Source organism: Streptomyces sp. NPDC016851 (genome assembly GCF_055562795.1).
In genome coordinates, this window is the sequence record NZ_JBVHEP010000022.1 from 25,828 (window position 1) to 47,529 (window position 21,702).

Sequence of the window (21,702 nt, forward strand, 5' to 3'; positions counted from 1 at the left end):
CGGGAGACGGCATGTGGCGGGCGGCGTGTGGCGGGAGACGGCGTGGCGGCAGGACCCGGCCGCCTCGGGTTACGCCTGGTGTGCCGCGGCTGCGATTCGCGCCGGCCAGTGGTCGAGGCGACGCGCCGTGCCGAGGGGGCCGGGCGCCGTGGGAGTGTCGGGCCGGCAGAGCTGGCCGCATGACACCCGCAGCCGGGGGCGCCCCGCCGCCACGCCCTGCCGCCTTGCGGCAGCGACTCTGAGCTCGGCAGCGCTTCTTCCATGGGTCCCGACGTACCTCGTCGGCCTCCGCCCAGTCGGGCAGGTTTGTCAGGCCCGCCCCGCCGGAGGCGCCGTGCTCGCCCTCACCACCAGGTCCGTTCCCAGCTCGACTCGCGGTGAGGCCGGTTGTTCGTCGCGGGTCAGGCGGAGCACCGTGCGGACGGCCAGTTTGCCCATGTCGGCCAGGGGCTGGCGGACCGTGGTCAGGGGCGGAGCCGACCAGCGGACTTCCGGAAGGTCGTCGAAACCGACCACGCTCATGTCCTGCGGCACCCGCATCCCGCGTCGGCGCAGTGCCTCGATCGCGCCGAGTGCCATCTGGTCGCTGGCCGCGAACACGGCGGTCGGCGGCTCGGGCAGGCCGAGCAGGGCCTCGCAGGCGGTGAAGCCGGACTCGGGGCGGAAGTCGCCGGCGACGACGAGGGACTCGTCCATCGCGATGCCGGCGCCTTCCAGAGCCGCGCGGTAGCCGTCCAGGCGGGCCCGGGAGCACAGCAGCCGCGGCGGCCCCGCGATCAGCCCGATGCGGCGGTGGCCCAGGGAGAGCAGGTGCTCGGTGGCCGCCATGCCGCCCGACCAGTTGGCGGCACCGATGGTGGGAGCCTCCAGGGCGGGCGAGCCCGCCGGGTCGACGACGACCAGCGGGACGCCGAGGATGCGCAGTTCCTCGTGGAGCGTCGGTTCCAGGGCCGAGGTGACGAGGATGACGCCGTCCGAGGCCCGGGCCCGGAGGTTGCGCATCCACTCGCGGGCATCGCCCGAACGTCCGTGGATGGCCGACACGACCGTGCCGACCCCGGCCGCGTGCGCGACTTCCTCGACCCCGCGGATGATCTCCACGGCCCAGGGGCTGTCGAGGTTGTTGAAGACCAGGTCGAGCAGGCCGGCCCGGGTGCCCGGGGCCGCGGGACGCTTGCGGTAGCCGTGCCGAAGCAGCAGGTCCTCGACGCGGGCCCGGGTCTGCGGCGCCACGTCGGACCGGCCGTTGACGACGCGGGACACGGTCGGTACGGACACGCCGGCCTGCCGGGCGATCTCCGTGATCGTGACCTTTCCCCCGGCTCCGGCCTCATGTGCTGCCACTTGCCCCACCTCCGTCGACGGGCGACCCCGAAACTTCCAGGAGTCTTCCGGAAAACGGGCATCCGTGGGAAGGCGTACCGTCCCGTTCGTGGCTGTGACGGTGAGTGACGGCACCCGGACACGCGTCGGGGCCGGTTCGCAGGATCTCCTGCGGCCGGCCCCTCATGTCTGCGGGCGGGAGGTCACGCCGCCCGGCGGCCTCAGGCGGCCGTCATGACCTTGCTGGAGGCCAGCGGACGGTGCGGGGCGATGACCCGGCCGTCCGGCAGGAGCTCGCCGGTGTCCTCGAAGAGCAGCACGCCGTTGCACAGCAGGCTCCAACCCTGCTCCGGGTGGTGCGCCACGAGACGGGCGGATTCCCGGTCGGCGGAGTCGGCTGACGGGCACGGAGTCTGGTGCTGGCACATGGGTGGGATCTCTCGCTGGGTCGTGGTGGATGGGATCGCTGAGTCGGCTGTCGTGTCTGTTCCGCGGCTGGAAGTATCGCTCATGGCCGCCCCCCGTTGTGATAAGTCGTCGGAACCCAGTGTTGCCCCACGGGCGTCGATCCGCAGGGATTTCGCGGCACCGCTTCTCACAGGTTCATGACGCATCACCCGCGCGGACGGTTCATCCCAACTGGGCTGTCACTTCGGATGGTTCGTGGGGGCCGAATAGGGCTAGTCCGGTCGGGCAGGTGATCCATTCCGGCTCGTACGAGCTATTGAGTGCTCGTACGAGCGAATAAGGGTGGCGGAATGAAAAAACGTGACCCCGTCGCCTGCATTTCGACGACGGGGCGCGGAGAGCTTCGGGCGCGGTGCTTCAGGCGGGTGAGCCGAGCAGCCGCGTGGGAGTCACCCGGTGGGTCAGGACCGGGAGCAGTTCGGCGACGCGGTGCGGGCGGTGGGCCGCGATGCCGGGGGGTGCGGGGGCCAGCGGGACGAGCAGGTCGGTGGCGGCGGGGTGGCCGGCGGCACCGTCGGCGGTGCAGTCCTCGTGCAGCCAGAGCGTCAGCATGTACAGGCCGGGCACGGACAGCAGGCGGGGCTGGTACGGCTGCGACATCGTCTCGGCCTGGCGCAGGGCACGCTCGGTGGAGGCGATGTACGGGCCCTCGAAGAAGCGCGAGAAGGCCCAGCCGTCGGGAGTGAGCATGGTCTCCGCCGCGGCCACGGCACGGTCGCCGCAGCGGATCAGGAAGCGCCACCCGGCCAGCCGGGTGGCCGACACCCCCTCGGCCGTGACGCGGTCGAGGACGTGGACGGGCAGGGGGAGCTCGGGAGTGGCGGGTCCCTGTGCGCGGAGCAGGGAGGGAGTTCGGGCCTCGCGGACCACGGTGGGAGAGGAGAGCGCAGTCAGGACGGAACGGAGTGCGGGCGCGGGAGCCGGGGGGACATGCAGCGGCATGGTGGGTCGCCTCTCAGTTCAAAGGCACGGTGGCACGAGGGCGGGGGCGGACGGCGCTGTCAGCTCACGGGGTTCAGACAGGCAGGGGCCGGGGTCTCAAGAACGAGAGGGGGGTGGGTCCGCCGAACATCGCCTCGACGGCAGGACCCATCGACCGTGGGCGCCAACCTTCTGCCTTGTTCGCGGAGTTTATACGACACGGGTTGAGACTATGTTTCGTCTAGCCGTTTCCGGTGAGTAGAACAAGGGTACATTCGGTCGGCGATACGCGAGAATTATCCCGATTCCGCGCGGGGCTGCACGGCGATGACCTCGGCGAATGCTCCCGCGGCGGTCGGCCTATTCTCGTCGGCGTTTTTCACGAGTTCGCGCAACCCCGAAACCCGGGCCGCTGCGTCATGCCGAGTGAATGTGCCACCGGTCATCCATGACCAGCGTAGCGGCCGACGGGCCCGTCCGGGACGTTATCGATCGCTTCCGCTGGGCATCCTCCACCTGACCGGGACCCCGGCGGCCGGATCTTCGGCCCGCATCATCCGAGGAGGGACGCTTCGATGGGGGAGAAGGTCGTGGCAGGCGGGTTCGACCTGTCCGATCGCCAGCGCTACCGCGACAAGCTCCGTCGGTGCCTGACGGGCTTGGAGCGACTCCTGGCGGAGAAGCGGTTCGATCGCCCCAAGAACCTCATGGGGCTGGAGATCGAGTTGAATCTCGCGGGCACCGACGGCATGCCGAAAATGTTGAACGCGCAAGTCCTGGAACGTATCGCGAGCCGCGATTTCCAAACAGAACTCGCCATGTTCAACCTGGAAGTCAACATTCCCCCACACCGTCTGGGTGGCCGGGTATTCGATCGTCTCGCGGAGGAACTCCGTACGTCACTGGCATATGCCGACCGGAAAGCCGGCGAAGTCGACGCCGGAATCGTGATGATCGGTATTCTGCCGACCCTCGACCGGGACGACCTGGTGTCGTCGAACCTCTCCGACGTCGACCGCTACACCCTCCTCAACGACCAGATCGTGGCCGCCCGCGGCGAGGAGTTCACCCTCGACATCGCGGGCGTCGAGCACCTGCGCTGCACGTCCAAGTCCATCGCGCCGGAGGCCGCCTGCACCTCCGTGCAACTGCACCTCCAGGTCACCCCGGCCCGCTTCGCCGACGTGTGGAACGCGGCCCAGGCCGTCGCCGCCGCGCAGATCGCCGTCGGCGCCAACTCGCCGTTCCTCTTCGGCCGTGAGCTGTGGCGCGAGTCGCGGCCCCCGCTGTTCCAGCAGTCCACCGACACCCGCCCGCCCGAACTCCAGGCCCAGGGCGTGCGGCCGCGCACCTGGTTCGGGGAGCGCTGGATCACCTCGGCGTACGACCTGTTCGAGGAGAACCTGCGCTACTACCCGGCACTGCTGCCGATCTGCGACGACGAGGACCCGCTGGAGGTGCTCGACCAGGGCGGCGCACCGTCCCTCGCCGAGCTCGTCCTGCACAACGGCACCATCTACCGCTGGAACCGCCCGGTCTACGGCATCGCCGACGGCGTCCCCCACCTGCGCGTGGAGAACCGCGTCCTGCCCGCCGGACCCACCGTCATCGACGTCGTCGCCAACGCCGCGTTCTACTACGGCCTCATCCGGGCCCTCGCCGAGGAGGCCCGGCCGGTGTGGAACCGGCTGCCGTTCGAGGCCGCCGCCGCCAACTTCGACGCCGCGTGCAAGGACGGCATCGACGCCCGTTTCACCTGGCCCCGGCGCGGCCGCTACGGCGGCACCGGGCAGGTCGACGCGGTGAGCCTGGTCCGCGACGAACTGCTGCCGCTCGCCGAGGCCGGGCTGGACGCGTGGGGCGTGGAGCCGGCGGACCGCGATCTGTACCTGGGTGTGATCGAGGAGCGGTGCCGGCGCCGGATGAACGGGGCGAGCTGGCAGGCCGCGACCTTCCACAAGGCACTGGACGCGGGCCACCCGAGGGACGCCGCGCTGGCCGCCACGACCCGGCGCTACCGGGAGCTGATGCACAAGGGGGAACCGGTGCACACCTGGCCGGTGGGGTCGCCGGAGCCCGTGCCGCTGGGCTGATGGGTCGCCGGCGTCATCCGGCCGCCGGCGCCGGAGCCGGTACCTGCTGGGTGCAGCGCCGGTGGGCACAGTGTGCCGCCTGCCGGAGCCTGCCCCGTCGGGTTGCGAGGTGCACGGTGCCGCTGCGTCTGCCGGGGCCCGTGCCGTGGAGCTGATGCGGCGCCCGGCCGATGTCCCGCTGCCCTCATACTGATCCGACAGGTCGGTGAAGTGGAGGCAGGTGTGCAGGCGGAGGCGAGCCCGGTGGCCGACGATTCCATTCCCCAGCAGCGGCTCTCGCGGCGGATGCTCCGCAACGAGACGCTGCTCGTGCTGGCGCTCTCGCTGGGGGCGAGCGGAGTCTCCGCCCTGATCAGCTTCATCGGCTCGGTCACCAAGCCCGGCGGGCTGAAGGACCAGGCGGCCACGATGAACGCCTCGGCCGCGCCCGGCCGTCCCTGGCTCGACCTGGCCTGGCAGCTCTTCGGGATCACCACGGCCCTCGTGCCCGTCGTGCTCGTCGCGCACTTCCTGCTGCGCGAGGGCGCGGGCCTGCGCACCATCGGATTCGACCGCACCCGCCCCTGGCCCGACCTCGGCCGCGGGGCGGCGATCGCGGCGGTCATCGGCAGCACCGGGATCGCCTTCTACCTGGCCGCCCGCGGCCTCGGCTTCAACCTCACCGTGGTGCCCGAGGCGTTGCCGGACGTGTGGTGGAAGTACCCGGTGCTGATCCTCTCGGCGATCCAGAACGCGGTGCTGGAGGAAGTGATCGTCGTCGGCTACCTGCTGCGCCGCCTCGGCCGGCTGGGCTGGACACCGGTGGCCGCGCTGGTGGGCAGCTCGGTCCTGCGCGGCTCGTACCACCTCTACCAGGGCATCGGCGGTTTCATCGGCAACATGGTCATGGGCGTGGTGTTCGTCTACCTGTACCGACGCTGGGGCCGGGTGGGCCCGCTGGTGGTGGCCCACTCGTTGCTCGACATCGGTGCCTTCGTGGGGTACGCCCTGCTGGCGGGCAAGGTCGGCTGGCTGCCGACGGCGTAAGAGACGGGGGGTTTTGCCTCAGGCCAGCAGCTCGCCCTCGATGACGGTGACCGCCCTGCCGGACAGCAGGGTGCGGTCGCCGCGCAGCTCCGTGCGGACGCGGCCGGAGCGGGGCGAGGCCTGGAGGCCGGTGAGGCGGGGGCTGCCGAGACGCTCGGACCAGAACGGGGCGAGCGCGGTGTGGGCGCTGCCGGTCACCGGGTCCTCGTCGATGCCGACGTTCGGGAAGAAGCAGCGCGAGACGAAGTCGTAGCCCTGGCCGGGGTCGTCCGCGCGCGCCGTGGCGATGACGCCGCGCTCGGACTGGGCGGCGAGGGCCTTGAGGTCGGGGGCGAGGCCGCGCACCGTCTTCTCGTCGGCGACCTCGACCAGCAGGTCGCCGATGTCCGGGCCGGTGTCGAGGACCGTGAGCGGCCCGGTGCCCAGCGACTCGGCGAGGCCGTCCGGCGGGTCGATCCGGGTGAGCGGCGCGGTCGGGAAGTCGAGCGTGACGGAGCCGCCCTCGGCGGGCGTGGCGGCGAGGACGCCGCTGCGGGTGGCGAACCGTACCGAGCCCTCGTGGGTGCCGGTGGTGTGCAGGACGTGGGCGGTGGCCAGGGTCGCGTGGCCGCACATCGCGACCTCGGTGGCCGGGGTGAACCAGCGCAGCGCCCAGTCGGCCTCGCCGCCCTCCGGGAGGGGATGGGCGAAGGCCGTCTCGGCGTGGTTGACCTCCAGTGCGACGTTCTGGAGCCAGGTGTCGTCCGGGAAGGCGTCCGCGTCGTTCAGGAGGACGACCCCGGCCGGGTTGCCGGAGAAGGGGCGATCGGTGAAGGCGTCGACGATTCGAATCCGCATGCCCGAACGCTAGGGGCTCGCCGCAGCAGCGGACCAAGGCCAATCGGCGAGCCCTGGACCGATTCACTCACGAGCCTCTCCTCTCGCCGGGCGCTCACCGAGGCCGACGCGGAGCAGTCGCCTGTCGGCCGCCCGTACGGCCAGGGCGCAGGCCGCGCATCCCGCCCCGAGGAGGCTGGAGCCCGCCCAGCCGTAGGCGGTGAAGGCGGCGGTGGTCGCGGCCGCGCCGAAGGCGGAGCCGAGGGAGTAGAAGACCATGTAGCCGCCGATGACGCTGCTGACGCGGTCGGGATACGCGGTGGTGAGCACGTGCTGGTTGCTCACGTGCACGGCCTGGACCGCGAAGTCGAGAGCCACGATTCCGGCGACGAGGAGCCACAGCGACCACGGCAGTTGCCCGATCGCCGCCCACGACAGGATGAGCAGGGCGAGCGCGAGACCGGTGACCGGGGCCGCCCGCCCGGCATCCGCCCACCGTCCCGCGCGGGCCGCACCGAGCGCGCCGGCGAGTCCGGCGAGGCCGAACAGTCCGATCCGGCTCTCGCTCAGCTGCCACGGCGCGTCCGCCAGCGGCAGGGACAGCCCGCTCCACAGGGACCCGAACGATGCGAACAGGAAGAAGGCGATGAGCCCGCGGGTGAGGAAGACCCGCTGCCCGAACAGTCCGCCGAGTGAGGTGACGGCCCGCGTGTACCCCGCGGGTGGGGCGAGGCGCTCCTCGGACGGCAGGGCCACGAGGACCAGAGCCGCGAGCCCGAGGCACAGCACCGCGAGCATCGCGTAGACGCTCCGCCAGCCCCACATCTCGGCGAGTGTGCCGGTGACGACCCGCGCCCCGAGGATGCCGACCACGACGCCCGAGGTCACGACGCCGATGTTCCGGCCGCGTTCGGCAGGCGGTGAGAGCGACGCGGCGTAGGCCACCGTGGTCTGCACCACGACCGCGAACACCCCAGCCGCCGTGAGCCCCGCGAACGCCACCCAGGCGGCTGACGCCGAGGCCGTGACGGTCATGCCCACAGCGGTGATCGCCAGCTGCACGGCGATGAGCCGGCGCCTGTCGGCCACATCGCCCAGCGGCACCAGCAGCACCAGCCCCGCCAGATAGCCGAGCTGGCCTGCCGCGACGATCCACCCGGTGAGTTCCGCCGGCACACCGAGGTCGCGTCCCATCGGCTCCAGAACCGGCTGCGCGGCGTAGATGCTCGCCACGGCCACACCACACACCACCGCGAGCAGCGACCGCCGCCACACGTCCATCGTGCTCCCACTCCAATCAGTAGCAGATTGCAACTGATTTGAACGTACGGCAGAATGGTTTCGATCCGCAACTCATTGGGAGGTGTCATGCAGCGCACCGCCGCGCTGGACCCGGCCCCCGACTGGACCGACCGCGACTGCCCCGTCGCCCGGACGCTCGATCTCGTCGGCGACAGGTGGAGCCTGCTCGTCGTTCGCGACGCGATGGACGGGGCGCGATCGTTCACCGAGTTCCAGCGGCGGACGGGCATCGCCCGCAACATCCTCACGGACCGCCTGCGCAAGCTCACCGCTCACGGGGTCCTCGCGCAGCGCACCGCACCCTCGGGCCGCCGCCGGGAATACGTCCTCACCGACGCCGGCCGTGACCTCTTCCCGGTGATCGTCACCCTGCGGCAGTGGGGAGAACGTCACGCCTTCGCTCCCGGCGAGGCTCACTCCACGCTGGTCGACCAACACGGCACCCCCGTGCCGGAGATCGTCCCGACCGGCGCCGACGGCACGGTCCTCGGCGTCGACACGACCCAGGTGCGGAAGGTCTGACGGCTTTGCCTGACCTGGATTTACCTGGCCGGGCCCGAACATGACTCCTCAACAGTTGGTCGGACTAGCCCGACGGCAAGGACCGGCGCTGGTGCTCCATGAAGTGTTACCGGCTCACCGACCGGTCCCGTCGCCATGGGCGGCACGGACTGCCGGTTCGAGCAGCGACAACGTCCTCTCTTCCGCGTCAAGGGCGACGCGGATGCCGACAGGCATCGGCAGATTCGGGCCTGCGTGCCCGACCTCGACGTTGCCCAGGACCGGGATGTCGCGGTCACCGAGGACGTCGAGGACGATCTCGGCCAGAGTCGGAGAGCCGTCGGGCGAGCCGAGTCCGTCGATCGCCTCCGGAACGCCCACGACCATGCCGGAGATCCGATCGAGAATCCCGCTGTGCCGCAGTATCTGCAGATAGCTCCACACGTGCGAGGCGTGGCCGCCCACCTCCTCCCAGAACAGCATCGCGCCGTCGAAGCATTCGAGCGGCAGCGCGAAAGGCGTCGCCTGCGCCAGCACGATGCGGTTGATGACCCCGCCGATCAGCGGACCTTCGGCACGCCCGGCACGCCAGCACTCCCATGACGGACCGGCGGGCAGCGCACCGATCGGCTCCGTGTCGGTCAGCAGCGTCGAGTACAGCTTCCCCAGCTCTTCCCGGCGGGCCGCGGACGCTCTTTGCCAGTGCCCTCCGAGACCGGGCGTGGCCACGTCGGCATGGAACCCGACGAGACCCGTGCGCGCGTAGAGCACCAGGTGCAGCAGGGAGATGTCGCTGTAGCCGAGGATCGGCTTGGGGTCGGCCCTGATCGCGTCGAAGAGGTCGAGGTATCCGAACACCGTCTGGCCACCGTCGTGCGCGACGATCACGCGCACTTCGGGGTCACGCAGCAGATCGTTGAGCTCCTTGGCGATCTCGTCCGGCCGCGCCGCGCTCCACCAGCGGTGCCGTCCGGCTTCGAGGAGCGGCGCGAGACGCACACGGAACCCCATCCGTTCGATCTCGGCCACCGCCCGCTTGAGATCGGGCGCGTATGTGGCATCGAGCGGCCCGGACAGCGCCGCGACGACGACAAGGTCTCCGGGCACGAGGGCCCGAGGGCGCCCGAAGCGGCCTTGCCATCCGAACACTACCGATATATCGTTGAGGCGTCGCGACAGATCAACGATGGAATGGAGAGTGTTTGCGATGCATACTCACGGATTCGAGCACGGGCATGGCCACGGCGGACCCCGTCACGGCGGCCGGGGTGGTTTCGAGGCGCTGCGTTCCGCCTTCGGGCCCTTCGGGCCGGGCGGTCCCGGCTGGGGAGGGCCCGGTGGTCCGGGCTTCGGCCCCGGACCTTGGGGCGGACGAGGGCGCGGTGGGCCGAGGGGGAGGGCGCGGCGCGGTGACGTGCGGGCTTCGATCCTGGCCCTGCTCAAGGACCGGCCGATGCACGGCTACGAGATGATCCAGGAGATCGCCGAGCGCAGCGGCGGGGCGTGGAAGCCCAGCCCCGGCTCGGTGTACCCCACCCTGCAGCTGCTGGAGGACGAGGGTCTGATCACGAGTGAGTCCGAGGGCGGCAAGAAGCTGTTCTCGCTCACCGAGGCGGGTCGCGCCGCGGTCGAAGAAGGGCCCGAGGCTCCCTGGGAGGAGGCCTCCCGCGGGGTCGACTGGGAGGCTCTCGGGGAGATCCGCCAGGCCGGCTTCGGTCTCATGGAGGCCTTCGGGCAGGTCTGGAAGACCGGCAGCAAGGAGCAGCGGGAGAAGGCGCTCGGCGTCATCAACGAAGCCCGCAAGAAGCTGTATCTGATCCTCGCCGACGAGGACTGACGATCAGGTGCTCGGCGCAGGCGCCCCGTGGAGTGATCCACGGGGCGCTTCCGCTTGCGCCGGACCGCCCGCCCGGGGTGTGTCAGGCCATCAGCCCGTCCAGCCTGCGCAGCGACTCGTTCAGGGCGGCCGTGGCCGAGTCCCTGAGCTTGCCCGCCATCAGTGACACCGTCGCGCCCGTGAACTCGCCGTCGATGCGGACCGTCGTCGCGTCGCCGTCGGGTGTGAGGGTGTAGCGCGTCGCCACGGTCACGCCCATCGGGCCCTTGCCGCGGATGGCGAGCACCCTGGCCGGTTCCAGTGCCTCGACGGTCCACTCCACCTCGGCCGGGAAGTTCATGAGCCGCATGTTCTCCCGGAACGTCGCGCCCACGTCGAGGGGGTCGGGGCCGCCCTCCGGGAAACTCGTGTGGGTCGCGTTCCACTCGCCGTACGAGGACCAGTCCGTGAGCCTGGCCCACACCTTCTCGGCCGGCGCCCCGATGCGTGCCTCCGCGCTGACTTCGGCCATGCGACCACCTCTTCACGTCGGGCTGGATGTCGCGGAACGTAGCCGCGACGGTCGCAATGTTCAATACTGACGAACTGTCAGGTGTGCTGCGATCGCAGTGCGAAAGAGCCTGATGTCCTCCGCAAGGAGGAGATTCCGGCCGACGATGTCCACTTCCCGTGGGACGCGAGAATGCTCCCCTCCGGGGATGACCCGGGCGTCCGGGACTGATGGGGTGGAGGATGTGCAACCCCGTATCCCCCGCCAGTCGGCCCATGAGCACGGCATCCACCGCGCGGAGCGCGATGCCAGGCTCAGTGACGAGCTGGCATCGGTGGTCACCGGTGCCCGCCGCAGAGCGGTCAGGGATGCGGACCGGCAGATCGACACGGCCCATCTGCTCCACTCGCTGCTGGAGTCCGACCCGCAGGCGCGTGCCGTCTTCGGCGAGGGGCCGCAGATCGCGCGGCTGCTCGGCTACCTCGTCCAGCGCAGCATCGGCTACGGCCTGCGCTGGCAGAACGGCGTCGAGGACTCCGGTGCCGTCCCCGTCGTCACGGAGACCGCGGGCTTCTCGCCGCTGGCCGCGGCCTCGATGGAGTACGCCTGCGAACGCGCCGCGCGGCACGGCGGTCCGGCCCGGGGAGTCGATCTGCTCGCGGCGATCGTCGTCGACCCGCAGGCGCGCGCGGTCGAGGTGCTCCGACGCGCCGGGATCGACCCGCACGCGGTGCTCGCACGGATCGACGCACGGATCGACGGCCGGACCGGCCGGCCCCAGGAGTGCGCGTCCGAGGAGTGCGTCCGAGGTGGCGAAGCCGGTTACTGACCGGGCCTTCGCGGAGCCGCTCGCCCCGTCCAGGCAGTGAGACAGGTGCCATAGGGGGTGACGCTCCTGTCATGGCCTGCCATCATGTGCCGGTGCGTACGTCTGACAGCAGCCACAGCAACCCCAGCAGGCACGGCAAGGGCGTCGGGCTCGGCCTCGCGCTCCTGTCCGCGGTCGCCTTCGGCGGATCCGGTGTCGCGGCCAAGCCGCTGATCGAGGCGGGCCTGGATCCCCTGCACGTGGTGTGGCTGCGCGTGACCGGGGCGGCCCTGGTGATGCTGCCGCTCGCGGTGCGCCATCGCGCGTTGCTGCGCCGTCGCCCCGGACTGCTCGCCGGGTTCGGGCTGCTGGCCGTCGCCGGCGTCCAGGCCTTCTACTTCGCCTCGCTCTCCCGTATCCCCGTCGGAGTGGCGCTGCTCATCGAGTACCTGGCGCCCGCCCTCGTGCTGGGCTGGGTGCGGTTCGTGCAGCGGCGGCCCGTGACGCGCGCGGCGGCGGTCGGTGTCGTCCTCGCGGTCGGCGGGCTCGCGTGTGTCGTCGAGGTGTGGTCGGGGCTCCGCTTCGACGCCCTGGGGCTGTTGCTCGCCCTGGGCGCGGCCTGCTGCCAGGTCGGTTACTTCGTCCTCTCCGACCAGGGCAGCGACGCCGGGGACGAGGCGCCCGACCCGCTCGGCGTCATCGCCTACGGCCTGCTCGTCGGCGCGGCCGTACTGACCGTCGTCGCCCGGCCCTGGAGCCTGGACTGGTCCGTGCTCACCGGCACCGCGCGCATGGACGGCTCGCCCGTCTCCGCGGTCGCCCTGCTGGCCTGGATCGTCCTCGTCGCCACGGTCGTCGCGTACGTGACCGGCGTGCTCGCCGTGCGCCGGCTCTCCCCGCAGGTCGCCGGTGTCGTGGCCTGTCTCGAAGCGGTCATCGCCACGGTCCTGGCCTGGATCCTGCTCGGCGAGCACCTGTCGGCACCGCAGCTCGCCGGTGGCGTGATCGTGCTGGTGGGCGCGTTCATCGCGCAGTCCTCGACGCCCGCCAAGGGGTCCGGACAGCCGGTGGCGAGCGGCGGCCCGGAAAGGAAGTTGTCCCGGCCCGGAACGGCCGCATAAGGTGCCGATCATGCCTTCGAACGCACTCGTTCTTCCGCCTCCGGCCGCCTGAGGCGGGCCCTCCGGAAACCGCGCCCGGCATGTCACCGCCGGGCCGAACGGTGCTGCCCGCAGACGAAGTCCGTGGACCCCGCTGATCCGACGTGATCCGCAGATCCGACTGATCCGCAGATCCGACTGATCCGGGGTCCTTCCCGAACTTCCGCGCACCAGCCGCCGCCGATCGCGCGCGGCGTGCCGTGCGCGTCTGCGGAGAGAACACGTGTCGAACACTTCCTCCGGCCTGCCCGTCGGGCGAGGCCTCCTCTATCTGATCGTCGCCGGTGCCGCCTGGGGCACCGCGGGCGCGGCCGCGTCACTGGTCTACCGGGCCAGCGACATGGGGCCCGTAGCCCTCTCCTTCTGGCGCTGCGCCGCCGGTCTCGCGCTGCTGCTCGCCGTCCGCCTCGTCCGGCCGCGCGCCCGGGCCGCTGCACGCGGGCCGCTCGGCCGCCGGGCGCTGAGGGTGGGGGTCACCGGACTCGGGCTCGCGGTGTTCCAGACGGCCTACTTCGCGGCCGTCTCCGCCACCGGCCTTGCTGTTGCCACGGTCGTCACCCTCGGCGCCGGGCCTGTGCTGATCGCGCTCGGCGCCCGGCTGATGCTCGCCGAGCGCCTCGGCCGGGGCGGAACCGCCGCCGTCGTGGGTGCCCTCGCCGGACTCGCGGTCCTCGTCCTCGGCGGCGGGGACGCGACCGTGCGCCCGTGGGGTGTGCTGCTCGCGCTCGTGTCGGCGGCCGGGTACAGCCTGATGACGCTGCTCACCCGCCGGTGGGGCCGCGACGGCGAGGCCGACGCCTCCCGGACGACCGTCGGGGCGTTCGCCGTCACGAGCGTGTGCCTGTTGCCGTTCGCCCTGGCCGAGGGGCTGCTGCCGCACACCGAGGAACCCGGCCGGGTCCTGGTCCTGCTGGCGTACGTCGCCGCCGTCCCCACGGCCCTCGCCTACGGCCTCTACTTCGCGGGCGCGGCCGTCGTACGGTCGGCCACCGTCTCGGTGATCATGCTGCTGGAGCCGGTGAGCGCGGCGGTGCTCGCCGTCGTCCTGCTCGGTGAGCACCTCACGGTGGCGACGCTGGCCGGCACCGTGCTGATGCTGGGCTCGGTCGTGGGGCTCGCGGTGGGGGAGGCGCGGGGTGCCAGGACCAGGGAGCCGGTGATGCCGGTGTGACATCACCGGGCTCTCGGACACCGGCCCGACATCACCGGCCCGACATCACCGTGCCGTCAGGTAGTCGGGCAGTTCGGTGCCGGGGGCCAGGTCGGGGTTGGCGACCGGGGCGTCGTAGCCCTTGCGCAGCGGGACGACGCCGGCCCAGTGGGGCAGGGCGAGGTCCTCGGGTTCGTCGTTCGCGCCGCCGGTGCGGAGCTTGGCCGAGACCTCGTCCAGGTCCAGGCGGAGCACCGCGGTGGCGGCCAGCTCCTTCTTGTTGGCCGGCCGTGAGTCGGCGGAGCGGCCCGGTACGACGTGGTCGACCAGGGCGTCGAGGGCCTGCCGCTTCTCCTCGGGGTCCGTCACGTCATGGGCGACGCCGTGCACCACCACGGAGCGGTAGTTGATCGAGTGGTGGAAGGCCGAGCGGGCCAGGACCAGCCCGTCGACGTGCGTGACGGTCAGGCAGACCGGGAGACCCGGGTCGGCCTGGCCGGCCTCCCGCAGCGGGCGCGAGCCCGTCGAGCCGTGCACATAGAGCCGCTCGCCGACCCGGGCGTACAGCGTGGGCAGCACGACCGGCGCGCCGTCGCGGACGAAGCCCAGATGGCAGACGTAGGCCTCGTCGAGTATCGAGTGCACCAGGTCCTTGTCGTACGAGGCCCGGTCCGGCGAGCGGGTGGGGACGGTGCGGTCGGTCGGGGTGTAGGCGGCGGGCTGCGACGGCGTCTGCGTGGTCCCCTGCATTGGCGTCTCCATTGTATTAGTGCATACTTGGCTTTGTGCTAGGAGAGTATCGGATCAGCGGGCGTCGCGCAGCGGACATTTCCGCGAGCATCGAGCGGGCGGTGGGGAGCGGTGAGCTGTCACCAGGTCAATTGCTGCCGCCCATGCGGGAGTTGGCGGAGCATCTGGGGGTGAACCCGAACACGGTCGCGGCCGCGTACCGGACCCTGCGCGAGCGCGGGGTCATCGAGACCGCGGGCCGGCGAGGCAGCCGGGTGCGGCCCGCGCCCGCGACGACCGGGCGGGACCACATCAGGGTGGACGTCCCCGAGGGCGTGCGCGACGTGTCGAACGGCAATCCGGATCCGGCCCTGCTGCCGCCGCTCGCCGGGGCGTTCGCGGCGGCAGCCGCCGAGGGCGACCGCGCGCCCGTGCTGTACGGGGCCGATCCGCTGGAGCCGGAGCTGGCCCGGCTCGCCCGCGCCGGTCTCGCCGCCGACGGGGTGCCGGACGGGCCGCTCGCCGTGCTCTCCGGGGCACTCGACGGAGTCGAACGGGTGCTCGCGGCCCACCTCAAGCCCGGGGACACCGTCGCCGTGGAGGACCCCGGCTGGGGCCGCACCCTCGACCTGGTGCCGGCGCTCGGGCTCAGGACCGTACCCGTCGGGGTCGACGACGAGGGACCCCGGGCCGACGACGTACGGCGGGCGCTTCAGGCCGGGGCACGGGCGCTGATCGTCACGGACCGGGCGCAGAACCCGACCGGCGCCGCGGTGAGCGCCCCGCGCGCGCGTGCCCTGCGGTCCGTGCTCCGGGAGCACCCGGAGACCCTCCTCATCGAGGACGACCACGGCCACGGCATCGTCGACGTGCCCCTGCATCCCCTGGCCGGCGCCACCCGCCACTGGGCGTTCGTGCGCTCGGCCGCCAAGGCCTACGGACCCGATCTGCGCCTCGCCCTGCTCACCGGGGACGCCGTCACCGTCGACCGGGTCCGCGGCCGGCAGCGGCTCGGGCCCGGCTGGGCGAGCCGGCTGATGCAGCGGGCGCTGGCGCGGCTGTGGGCCGACGGGGCGGTGGACACACGCGCGGTGGCGGCGGCGTACGGGGTGCGCCGGGAGGCGCTGATCGGCGCGCTCGGCCGGCGCGGTGTCGTGGCGCACGGGCGCAGCGGTATGAACGTGTGGGTGCCCGTGCCGGACGAGACCGGCGCCGTCGCCCGGCTGCTGCACGCCGGCTGGGCCGTCGCCCCCGGCGCCCGCTTCCGGCTGAGCGCACCGCCCGGCATCCGGGTCACCGTCTCGACGCTCACCGAGAGCGAGATCGAGCCTCTGGCCGACGCGATCGCCTCGGCCCTGGGACCGGCTCCGGCACGGAGTTACGTCTGAGGCTTCCCGGCCCCGGTGGGCGGGGCTCCCTCACGCCCGAGGTTTCGGCCGTACCTGTGTAAGGGCCGCGCCGATCAGGACGATCACCGCGCCGACCGGTGTCGACCAGGTGAGCGACTCGCCGAGGAGGGCGACGCCCGCGGCCGTGGCGATGACCGGGATGAAGTACGTGACCATCTGGGCGGTCGTCGGTCCGACCTCGGCGACCAGGCCGTACTGGAGGAGGACGGCGAGGCCCGTGCCCAGTGCGCCCAGGGCGGCGATCGCCAGCAGCGGGCCGACGGACAGGCTGGTGGGCAGGGTCGTGAACAGCGGGGTGACGACGGCCAGTTGGGCCGTCGCGAGCAGCAACTGCGCGCCCGTCATCGACAGGTGCGAGTGGCTGATACCGGCCAGGGTGCGGCGGACGTAGATCCAGCCGATCGGGTAGCTCAGGGAGGCCAGCAGGGCCAGCGCCGTGCCGGTGGCGTCCAGGCCGTGGAAGCCCTGCCAGGCGCCCAGCACCGTGAGCACTCCCAGGAAGCCGAGCCCGAGCCCGGCGACCCGCACCCGGGTCGGACGGTCCTCCGACAGGGCGACCAGGGACAGCGCCATGCCCCACAACGGCGAGGTCGCGTTGCAGATGCCCGCGAGCGTGGACGGGATGGTCAGCTCGGCGTAGGCGAACAGCGAGAACGGCAGGGCGTTGAGCAGGAACGCGGCCACCGCCAGATGCCCCCACGTGCGCGCCCCGCGCGGCAGTCGCTCCCGGCGCACCGCCATCGCGGCGGCCAGCACCGCCGTACCGAACACCAGCCGGCCGAGCGTCACCTGGAACGGCGCGTATCCCCCGGTGCCCACCTTGATGAGGAGGAAGCTGAAGCCCCAGATCAGGGAGAGGGCGGCGAAGCGCAGACGCCAGTCGAGGCGGCGACGGGGGCGGTCGCCCGAAGGGGTGGCGACCCGGCTGGGGGCGGTGACGGTGCTCATGGACAACACGATGCCGGGCCGGAACCTCGTAGCACAATCGAGATTTCCAGCCCGGTATTGCGTAGCATTGCTTATATGTTGAACCTGGAGCGCCTGCGTACCCTCGACGCCCTCGCCCGGCACGGCTCGGTCAGCGGCGCGGCCGAGGGGCTGCACATCACGACGTCCGCCGTCTCCCAGCAGATGTCCAAGCTGGAGCGGGAGGTCGGCCAGCGGCTCCTCGCCAAGAACGGCCGGGGCGTGCGGCTCACCGACGCGGGCCGGCTGCTCGCCGAACACGCCGCGCGCATCCTCTCCCAGGTCGAACTCGCCCAGTCCGACCTGGAGGCGCAGCGCGGGCAGGTCGTCGGCGAGCTGAGACTCTCGGCGTTCCCGACGGCCGCCCGCGGCCTGTTCCCGCTCGCGCTGCCCGAGTTGCGCGAGCGGCATCCCGCGCTCCGGCTGCGCTCCTGCGAGCTGGAACCGGAAGCAGCCCTCGCCGGGGTGGTGCGCGGCGACCTCGACCTCGCCGTGGTGCTCGACTGGTACAACAAGCCGATGGCGCTGCCCGACGGGCTGGTCAAGGCGTCGATCATGGACGACCCCGCCGATGTCGCCCTGCCCGCCGACCACCGGCTCGCCGGGCGGGACGAGGTGGATCTCGCCGAGTTCGCCGACGACGAGTGGATCACCTGGGGCGAGGGGGAGTTCTGCCACGAGTGGCTGATGTTCACGCTCCGCTCGAAGGGCATCGAGCCGCTCATCGGCCACCGCGCCGCCGAGACCCACACCCAGCTCGCGCTGGTCGCCGCCGGCCTCGGCGTGTGCGTCGCCCCACTGCTCGGCCGCCGTCCCGTGCCCGCCGGGGTCGTGACCGTCCCCGTCAGACAGCGGGTCCGGCGGCATGTGTACGTGGTCTGGCGCGCGGACGCCGACCGCCGTCCGTCGATCCGGGCCGCGGTCAAGGCCCTCCAGGCGGCGGGGGAGAGCCTCGGCTGAACCCGGGCCGCGGCGCTACTGCGCCGAAAGCTTGCGGAAGTCCCAGGAGACGATCTTCTGCGGCGTCAGACGTATCCAGGCGTGCCGGCCGTCGTGCGGCATCTCCTCCAGGCGGAAGTTCTTCCTGGCGAACAACGTCTCCGGGACGTCCAGTTCGGCGCGCAGCTCGCCGGTGCGCGGGATCTCGCCCACGAACTCGACGGTGCCCGACAGCTCGACGCCGCGCAGCTCGTCGTACTCCTCGCCGGTGTCGACCACGATCGCCACCCGCGGATCGCGCCGCAGGTCGGTCCACCGTTTGCTGCGCACGACCGAGTACAGCCACATCGAGATGCCGTCCCAGGCGAACCACAGCGTGCTCACATGCGGGGCGCCGTCGGCCGACACCGTGGCGACCCGGCAGGTGCGCTGCGTGGTGAGGAAATCGTCCAGCTCGCCAGGCGTCATCATGATCTTCCGGCCCCGGCGCTGCTGAGTGACGGTCATGCTCCCCCTCTTTCCTTCTTCTCTCACGTCGTGTCAGAGGAGATCCTCTGACATCACGTCAGAAAAGAATGGGTTCTCTTCCCTCCGTGCGCAATGGTGGCTACGCTCGCGCGCCCAGCCGCCGGCGCCCAGGAGGGACCGTGCCCGCGTACGCAGAGCTCAGCGAACTCCTCGATCCGCGGACCACCGTGCTGCTCACCGTCGAGTGCCAGGAGGGCGTCGTCGGAGAGGGCAGCGCACTGCCCGAACTCGCCGAGCAGGCACGCGAGGGCGGGGTGCTCGCCAACGTCGCCCGGCTGGTGGCCGCCGCCCACGCAGGCGGTGTCCAGGTCGTCCACGCCATCGCCGAGCGCCGCCCCGACGGCCGCGGGGCCAGCCGCAACGCCCCTCTGTTCCGGGCCGCCGAACGTCTGCCCGTCCAGCAGGTGTCCGGCACGCCGGCGGTGCGGGTCGCGGCCCCGATCGAGGTCGCCGAGGAAGACCTCGTCGTACGGCGCCTGCACGGGCTGTCGCCCCTCCAGGGCACCGATGCCGACCCGCTGCTGCGCAACCTCGGCTGCCGCACGCTGATCGTCACCGGGGTCTCGGCCAACGTGGCCGTTCCCAATGCCGTGTTCGACGCCGTGAACCGCGGCTACACCGCCGTCGTCCCGGCGGACGCCATCGCCGGAGTGCCGTCCGACTACACCCGCGCGGTGATCCGCCACACTCTCGCGTTGGTCGCCACGGTCGCGACCACGGACGAGGTGCTGGCGTGTCTGGAGCGCCCGCGAGGGCTCAAGCGAGGGTGATGGAGTCGCCGTTCACGCTGATCTGCTTGGCCGCCAGCGGTTCGACCGCAGGCCCCTTCTTCACGCTCCCGTCGAGCACGGAGAACCGACTGCCGTGGCAGGTGCAGGAGATGATGTCGTCCTTGAGGTCCACCATCGGGCAGTCGCGGTGGGTGCAGAGCGTCGAGAAGGCCTTGTAGTCGCCCGCCGCCGGCTGCGAGACCACGACCTTCTCGTCCTTGAAGATCTTGCCGCTGCCCTCGGGGATCTCGGAGGTCTTGGCGAGCGCCGCACCACCGGCTCCCTCGTTCGTCGCGCCGCCGCCGGCGCCCTGTTCGGTGGACGGATCGGACGCCTTGTCCTCCGATCCGCACGCCGTCAGCGCCACGGTGAGCCCTGCCGCGCCCGCCGCCGCCACGATCGTACGGCGGCTCGGTCCCGACTTCGGCTGAACTGATTCGCTGGTCATGCTGACGTTCCTTCCGGGGATTCCTGATCTGCCGAGAGGTACGGCCCCTGGGGACCGGCTGTTCAGACGGTGCCGAAATCCTGACCTGTGCGCGGAGCGGTGTGGGTAAAGCGGGGCTGTCAGTTCGCTGTCGGGTTCCGAGCCGCCCCAGCGAGGCCGGCGCCCGCAGGCCCGTGTGCGTCAGTAACCTGGGGCGATGCTCAAGGAAGTGATCGCGACCCGTTTCATCACGCCCCTGCGTGAGGGCGGTTCGCTGCCGGGACTCGTCGAGGCCGACGACTTCGGGACGTACGTCCTGAAGTTCACCGGCGCGGGACAGGGACGCAAGACGCTCGTCGCCGAGGTGGTCTGCGGGGAACTCGCCCGCCGGCTGGGGCTGCGCGTGCCGCGCCTGGTCACGGTCGAGCTCGACGCGGAGCTGGGGCTCGGCGAACCCGACCAGGAGGTGCAGAGCCTGCTCCGGTCCAGCGGCGGCACCAACCTCGGCATGGACTTCCTCTCCGGCGCGCTCGGCTTCGACCCGCTCGCCTTCCCGGTCGGTCCCGCGGAGGCCGGGCGGATCGTCTGGTTCGACGCGCTGGTCAACAACGTCGACCGGTCCTGGCGCAACCCCAACCTGCTGATGTGGCGGGGCGAGCTGTGGCTCGTCGACCACGGGGCGACCATGATCTGGCACCACAACTGGCCCGGCGCGCAGACCTCCGCGGCCCGCCCGTACGACGCCTCCGACCATGCCCTCGCGCCCTTCGCACCCGATGTCGCCGCCGCCGCGGCCGAGTTGGCGCCCCGGGTCACCGAGGAACTGCTCGCCGACGTCACCGCGCAGATCCCGGACGCCTGGCTGACGGGCGAGCCCGGCTTCGACACGCCGGACGACCTGAGACAGGCCTACGCGCGACCCCTGCTCGCCCGGGCCGCCGTCATCCACGACCGCATCCAGGGGGTCAAGTGAGCGACCGCCACATCATCAAGGGCGGGCCGCGTGACCGCCAGATCTACGAGTACGCCGTCCTGCGCGTCGTCCCGCGCGTCGAGCGCGGCGAGTGCATCAACGCCGGAGTGCTCGTCTACTGCCGTGCCGAGTCCTACGTCGGCGCCCGCACCCACCTCGACGAGGCCCGCCTGCTGGCCCTCGACCCCCGCGCCGACGTGGCCGGGGTCCGAGCCGCCCTGAGGGCCGTGGAGGGAGTATGCGCGGGCGGGGCAGCGGCCGGCCAGGCGGCCTCCGACGACCCGGGCCGCCGCTTCCGCTGGCTCGTCGCCCCGCGCTCCACGATCGTCCAGCCCGGCCCCGTCCACACCGGCCTGACCACGGACCCGGCGGCGGAGACCGACCGTTTGCTGGACCTGCTGGTGAGATGACCGCCGCGCCCCGGCCGTCAGCGCCGGCGGCGCTTCACCGCGTAACCGGCGGCGAGGGCGGCACCCGCCGCGAAGACCAGGCCGACGGCGACGTCCCAGTCGCTCGGCCCGGAAGCCACCGCACCCCCGAGCCCGCCTCGCGCGCCTCGCGTCGGGGCACCGGTGGGAGTGACGGTCACGGGAGCGGAGGGACTGACGGAGGGACTGACGGAGACGCTGGGGGAGGTGGTGGGGGAGGTGGTCGGGGAAATGACACCGCGGCGGGCCAAGGCCTCACACGCGATGCCGTCGTCCGGGCCCTGGTCCTCGTCGAGCCTGTTGGGATCACTCGGATCCGCGTCGAAGACGGCCTGCGCGTCCTCCTGGAAGGAGAAGTCGCGGCAGTCCAGGTCCTGCCGGGAGTGAGCGGGGCCGGCCAACGGCACGATCGCGGCGATCGCGAACAGCGTGCCTATGACACCGGTACGACGGCGCATGGAGTGCCTCCCTTTCGGACCCGAGTGACTCGCTCTCCGACGCTAGGCGCGCAGCGACACCGCGGCGCGCGGCCGTGGGCCGATCGGGTGTTCCGCAGGGCGCCGTCGGGCAGGGTGGGTCCGGGTAATGGATCACACCGCGAGCGTGCCCGTTGACACCGGGTGCCAGGGCTTCTAGCG

At 72.0% G+C, this 21,702-nt stretch carries 24 protein-coding genes; 12 read left to right on the forward strand and 12 right to left on the reverse strand.

Annotated elements, in window-relative coordinates; translation table 11 throughout:
• Positions 1–309: 309 nt before the first annotated feature.
• The 3 genes from ACZ3I3_RS29990 to ACZ3I3_RS30000 form a co-directional block, all read right to left on the reverse strand.
• A complete protein-coding gene (locus ACZ3I3_RS29990; RefSeq protein ID WP_467370196.1) occupies positions 310–1,344 on the reverse strand; it encodes a LacI family DNA-binding transcriptional regulator in 1,035 nt (344 codons plus the stop codon).
• Positions 1,345–1,544: 200 nt separating this feature from the next.
• Positions 1,545–1,751, reverse strand: a complete 207-nt coding sequence (locus ACZ3I3_RS29995; protein ID WP_467370198.1) for a DUF5999 family protein — start codon at positions 1,749–1,751, stop codon at positions 1,545–1,547.
• A 397-nt stretch (positions 1,752–2,148) separates the two neighbouring features.
• A complete protein-coding gene (locus tag ACZ3I3_RS30000) occupies positions 2,149–2,733 on the reverse strand; it encodes a hypothetical protein (protein WP_467370199.1) in 585 nt (194 codons plus the stop codon).
• Positions 2,734–3,287: 554 nt separating this feature from the next.
• Between ACZ3I3_RS30000 and ACZ3I3_RS30005 the strand changes: the two genes are divergently transcribed.
• Together ACZ3I3_RS30005 and ACZ3I3_RS30010 are read left to right on the forward strand one after the other, a co-directional pair.
• Positions 3,288–4,805 carry a glutamate-cysteine ligase family protein gene (locus ACZ3I3_RS30005; RefSeq protein WP_467370201.1) on the forward strand — a complete coding sequence of 506 codons (1,518 nt, stop codon included), beginning with the start codon at positions 3,288–3,290 and terminating at the stop codon, positions 4,803–4,805.
• Positions 4,806–5,027: 222 nt separating this feature from the next.
• Positions 5,028–5,831, forward strand: coding sequence for a CPBP family intramembrane glutamic endopeptidase (locus ACZ3I3_RS30010; RefSeq protein WP_467370373.1), 804 nt, complete (start codon positions 5,028–5,030; stop codon positions 5,829–5,831).
• An 18-nt stretch (positions 5,832–5,849) separates the two neighbouring features.
• Here ACZ3I3_RS30010 and ACZ3I3_RS30015 read toward each other — a convergent pair whose 3' ends face one another.
• Positions 5,850–6,668 (reverse strand): PhzF family phenazine biosynthesis protein, encoded by an 819-nt coding sequence (locus tag ACZ3I3_RS30015; protein WP_467370202.1) that lies wholly within the window; start codon positions 6,666–6,668, stop codon positions 5,850–5,852.
• Between the two features lie 63 nt (positions 6,669–6,731).
• Positions 6,732–7,928, reverse strand: coding sequence for an MFS transporter (locus ACZ3I3_RS30020; RefSeq protein WP_467370204.1), 1,197 nt, complete (start codon positions 7,926–7,928; stop codon positions 6,732–6,734).
• 87 nt (positions 7,929–8,015) lie between these two features.
• On the opposite strand from ACZ3I3_RS30020, the gene ACZ3I3_RS30025 reads away from it, so the two are divergent.
• Complete coding sequence (locus ACZ3I3_RS30025) at positions 8,016–8,471, forward strand: winged helix-turn-helix transcriptional regulator (RefSeq protein ID WP_467370205.1); 456 nt, start codon at positions 8,016–8,018, stop codon at positions 8,469–8,471.
• Positions 8,472–8,585: 114 nt separating this feature from the next.
• Here ACZ3I3_RS30025 and ACZ3I3_RS30030 read toward each other — a convergent pair whose 3' ends face one another.
• Entirely contained in the window at positions 8,586–9,557 is a 972-nt protein-coding gene (locus ACZ3I3_RS30030) for a S66 peptidase family protein (RefSeq protein ID WP_467370207.1), read from the reverse strand.
• A 100-nt stretch (positions 9,558–9,657) separates the two neighbouring features.
• Between ACZ3I3_RS30030 and ACZ3I3_RS30035 the strand changes: the two genes are divergently transcribed.
• On the forward strand, positions 9,658–10,287 hold the full coding sequence (locus ACZ3I3_RS30035) for a PadR family transcriptional regulator (protein ID WP_467370208.1): 630 nt from the start codon (positions 9,658–9,660) through the stop codon (positions 10,285–10,287).
• An 82-nt stretch (positions 10,288–10,369) separates the two neighbouring features.
• Here ACZ3I3_RS30035 and ACZ3I3_RS30040 read toward each other — a convergent pair whose 3' ends face one another.
• A complete protein-coding gene (locus tag ACZ3I3_RS30040; RefSeq protein WP_467370209.1) occupies positions 10,370–10,798 on the reverse strand; it encodes a type II toxin-antitoxin system Rv0910 family toxin in 429 nt (142 codons plus the stop codon).
• A gap of 223 nt (positions 10,799–11,021) precedes the next feature.
• On the opposite strand from ACZ3I3_RS30040, the gene ACZ3I3_RS30045 reads away from it, so the two are divergent.
• The 3 genes from ACZ3I3_RS30045 (at position 11,022) to ACZ3I3_RS30055 (ending at position 13,916) form a co-directional block, all read left to right on the forward strand.
• Complete coding sequence (locus ACZ3I3_RS30045; protein WP_467370211.1) at positions 11,022–11,606, forward strand: Clp protease N-terminal domain-containing protein; 585 nt, start codon at positions 11,022–11,024, stop codon at positions 11,604–11,606.
• A gap of 86 nt (positions 11,607–11,692) precedes the next feature.
• Positions 11,693–12,706, forward strand: coding sequence for an EamA family transporter (locus ACZ3I3_RS30050; RefSeq protein WP_467370374.1), 1,014 nt, complete (start codon positions 11,693–11,695; stop codon positions 12,704–12,706).
• 262 nt (positions 12,707–12,968) lie between these two features.
• Positions 12,969–13,916: a DMT family transporter gene (locus ACZ3I3_RS30055; protein WP_467370212.1), complete on the forward strand. Its 948-nt coding sequence runs from the start codon at positions 12,969–12,971 to the stop codon at positions 13,914–13,916.
• Between the two features lie 45 nt (positions 13,917–13,961).
• Here ACZ3I3_RS30055 and ACZ3I3_RS30060 read toward each other — a convergent pair whose 3' ends face one another.
• Positions 13,962–14,645, reverse strand: coding sequence for a pyridoxamine 5'-phosphate oxidase family protein (locus ACZ3I3_RS30060; RefSeq protein WP_467370213.1), 684 nt, complete (start codon positions 14,643–14,645; stop codon positions 13,962–13,964).
• A 35-nt stretch (positions 14,646–14,680) separates the two neighbouring features.
• On the opposite strand from ACZ3I3_RS30060, the gene ACZ3I3_RS30065 reads away from it, so the two are divergent.
• Positions 14,681–16,012: an aminotransferase class I/II-fold pyridoxal phosphate-dependent enzyme gene (locus ACZ3I3_RS30065; RefSeq protein WP_467370215.1), complete on the forward strand. Its 1,332-nt coding sequence runs from the start codon at positions 14,681–14,683 to the stop codon at positions 16,010–16,012.
• A 30-nt stretch (positions 16,013–16,042) separates the two neighbouring features.
• Here the strand turns inward: ACZ3I3_RS30065 and ACZ3I3_RS30070 are convergent, their stop codons facing one another.
• Positions 16,043–16,981 carry a DMT family transporter gene (locus ACZ3I3_RS30070; RefSeq protein ID WP_467370217.1) on the reverse strand — a complete coding sequence of 313 codons (939 nt, stop codon included), beginning with the start codon at positions 16,979–16,981 and terminating at the stop codon, positions 16,043–16,045.
• Positions 16,982–17,056: 75 nt separating this feature from the next.
• On the opposite strand from ACZ3I3_RS30070, the gene ACZ3I3_RS30075 reads away from it, so the two are divergent.
• Positions 17,057–17,959: a LysR family transcriptional regulator gene (locus ACZ3I3_RS30075; RefSeq protein WP_436727707.1), complete on the forward strand. Its 903-nt coding sequence runs from the start codon at positions 17,057–17,059 to the stop codon at positions 17,957–17,959.
• Positions 17,960–17,974: 15 nt separating this feature from the next.
• Here ACZ3I3_RS30075 and ACZ3I3_RS30080 read toward each other — a convergent pair whose 3' ends face one another.
• Entirely contained in the window at positions 17,975–18,445 is a 471-nt protein-coding gene (locus tag ACZ3I3_RS30080) for a pyridoxamine 5'-phosphate oxidase family protein (protein ID WP_467370218.1), read from the reverse strand.
• Between the two features lie 140 nt (positions 18,446–18,585).
• Here ACZ3I3_RS30080 and ACZ3I3_RS30085 point away from each other — a divergent pair, with 140 nt between their 5' ends.
• Positions 18,586–19,236 carry a cysteine hydrolase family protein gene (locus tag ACZ3I3_RS30085; RefSeq protein WP_467370220.1) on the forward strand — a complete coding sequence of 217 codons (651 nt, stop codon included), beginning with the start codon at positions 18,586–18,588 and terminating at the stop codon, positions 19,234–19,236.
• On the opposite strand, the gene ACZ3I3_RS30090 is transcribed toward ACZ3I3_RS30085, so the two are convergent.
• Entirely contained in the window at positions 19,223–19,684 is a 462-nt protein-coding gene (locus ACZ3I3_RS30090) for a Rieske (2Fe-2S) protein (RefSeq protein ID WP_467370221.1), read from the reverse strand. The two genes, ACZ3I3_RS30085 and ACZ3I3_RS30090, sit on opposite strands and share 14 nt — an antisense overlap.
• Positions 19,685–19,880: 196 nt before the next feature.
• Between ACZ3I3_RS30090 and ACZ3I3_RS30095 the strand changes: the two genes are divergently transcribed.
• Together ACZ3I3_RS30095 and ACZ3I3_RS30100 are read left to right on the forward strand one after the other, a co-directional pair.
• Positions 19,881–20,636: a HipA family kinase gene (locus ACZ3I3_RS30095; protein WP_467370223.1), complete on the forward strand. Its 756-nt coding sequence runs from the start codon at positions 19,881–19,883 to the stop codon at positions 20,634–20,636.
• Positions 20,633–21,046 carry a DUF3037 domain-containing protein gene (locus tag ACZ3I3_RS30100; protein ID WP_467370224.1) on the forward strand — a complete coding sequence of 138 codons (414 nt, stop codon included), beginning with the start codon at positions 20,633–20,635 and terminating at the stop codon, positions 21,044–21,046. The genes ACZ3I3_RS30095 and ACZ3I3_RS30100 overlap by 4 nt, the downstream gene beginning before the upstream one ends.
• A gap of 17 nt (positions 21,047–21,063) precedes the next feature.
• Here the strand turns inward: ACZ3I3_RS30100 and ACZ3I3_RS30105 are convergent, their stop codons facing one another.
• Positions 21,064–21,522 (reverse strand): excalibur calcium-binding protein, encoded by a 459-nt coding sequence (locus ACZ3I3_RS30105; protein WP_467370225.1) that lies wholly within the window; start codon positions 21,520–21,522, stop codon positions 21,064–21,066.
• Between the last annotated feature and the right edge of the window lie 180 nt (positions 21,523–21,702).

What these genes read in the sequence shown, in the direction of transcription:
- ACZ3I3_RS30040 (WP_467370209.1), bottom strand. Translation starts at nt 10,798, where the DNA reads ATGGCCGAAGTCAGCGCGGAGGCACGCATCGGGGCGCCGGCCGAGAAG.
- ACZ3I3_RS30060 (WP_467370213.1), bottom strand. Translation starts at nt 14,645, where the DNA reads ATGCAGGGGACCACGCAGACGCCGTCGCAGCCCGCCGCCTACACCCCG.
- ACZ3I3_RS30070 (WP_467370217.1), bottom strand. Translation starts at nt 16,981, where the DNA reads ATGAGCACCGTCACCGCCCCCAGCCGGGTCGCCACCCCTTCGGGCGAC.
- ACZ3I3_RS30025 (WP_467370205.1), top strand. Translation starts at nt 8,016, where the DNA reads ATGCAGCGCACCGCCGCGCTGGACCCGGCCCCCGACTGGACCGACCGC.
- ACZ3I3_RS30015 (WP_467370202.1), bottom strand. Translation starts at nt 6,668, where the DNA reads ATGCGGATTCGAATCGTCGACGCCTTCACCGATCGCCCCTTCTCCGGC.
- ACZ3I3_RS30080 (WP_467370218.1), bottom strand. Translation starts at nt 18,445, where the DNA reads ATGACCGTCACTCAGCAGCGCCGGGGCCGGAAGATCATGATGACGCCT.
- ACZ3I3_RS30005 (WP_467370201.1), top strand. Translation starts at nt 3,288, where the DNA reads ATGGGGGAGAAGGTCGTGGCAGGCGGGTTCGACCTGTCCGATCGCCAG.
- ACZ3I3_RS30035 (WP_467370208.1), top strand. Translation starts at nt 9,658, where the DNA reads ATGCATACTCACGGATTCGAGCACGGGCATGGCCACGGCGGACCCCGT.
- ACZ3I3_RS30000 (WP_467370199.1), bottom strand. Translation starts at nt 2,733, where the DNA reads ATGCCGCTGCATGTCCCCCCGGCTCCCGCGCCCGCACTCCGTTCCGTC.
- ACZ3I3_RS30020 (WP_467370204.1), bottom strand. Translation starts at nt 7,928, where the DNA reads ATGGACGTGTGGCGGCGGTCGCTGCTCGCGGTGGTGTGTGGTGTGGCC.
- ACZ3I3_RS29995 (WP_467370198.1), bottom strand. Translation starts at nt 1,751, where the DNA reads ATGTGCCAGCACCAGACTCCGTGCCCGTCAGCCGACTCCGCCGACCGG.
- ACZ3I3_RS30105 (WP_467370225.1), bottom strand. Translation starts at nt 21,522, where the DNA reads ATGCGCCGTCGTACCGGTGTCATAGGCACGCTGTTCGCGATCGCCGCG.
- ACZ3I3_RS30095 (WP_467370223.1), top strand. Translation starts at nt 19,881, where the DNA reads ATGCTCAAGGAAGTGATCGCGACCCGTTTCATCACGCCCCTGCGTGAG.
- ACZ3I3_RS30090 (WP_467370221.1), bottom strand. Translation starts at nt 19,684, where the DNA reads ATGACCAGCGAATCAGTTCAGCCGAAGTCGGGACCGAGCCGCCGTACG.
- ACZ3I3_RS30075 (WP_436727707.1), top strand. Translation starts at nt 17,057, where the DNA reads ATGTTGAACCTGGAGCGCCTGCGTACCCTCGACGCCCTCGCCCGGCAC.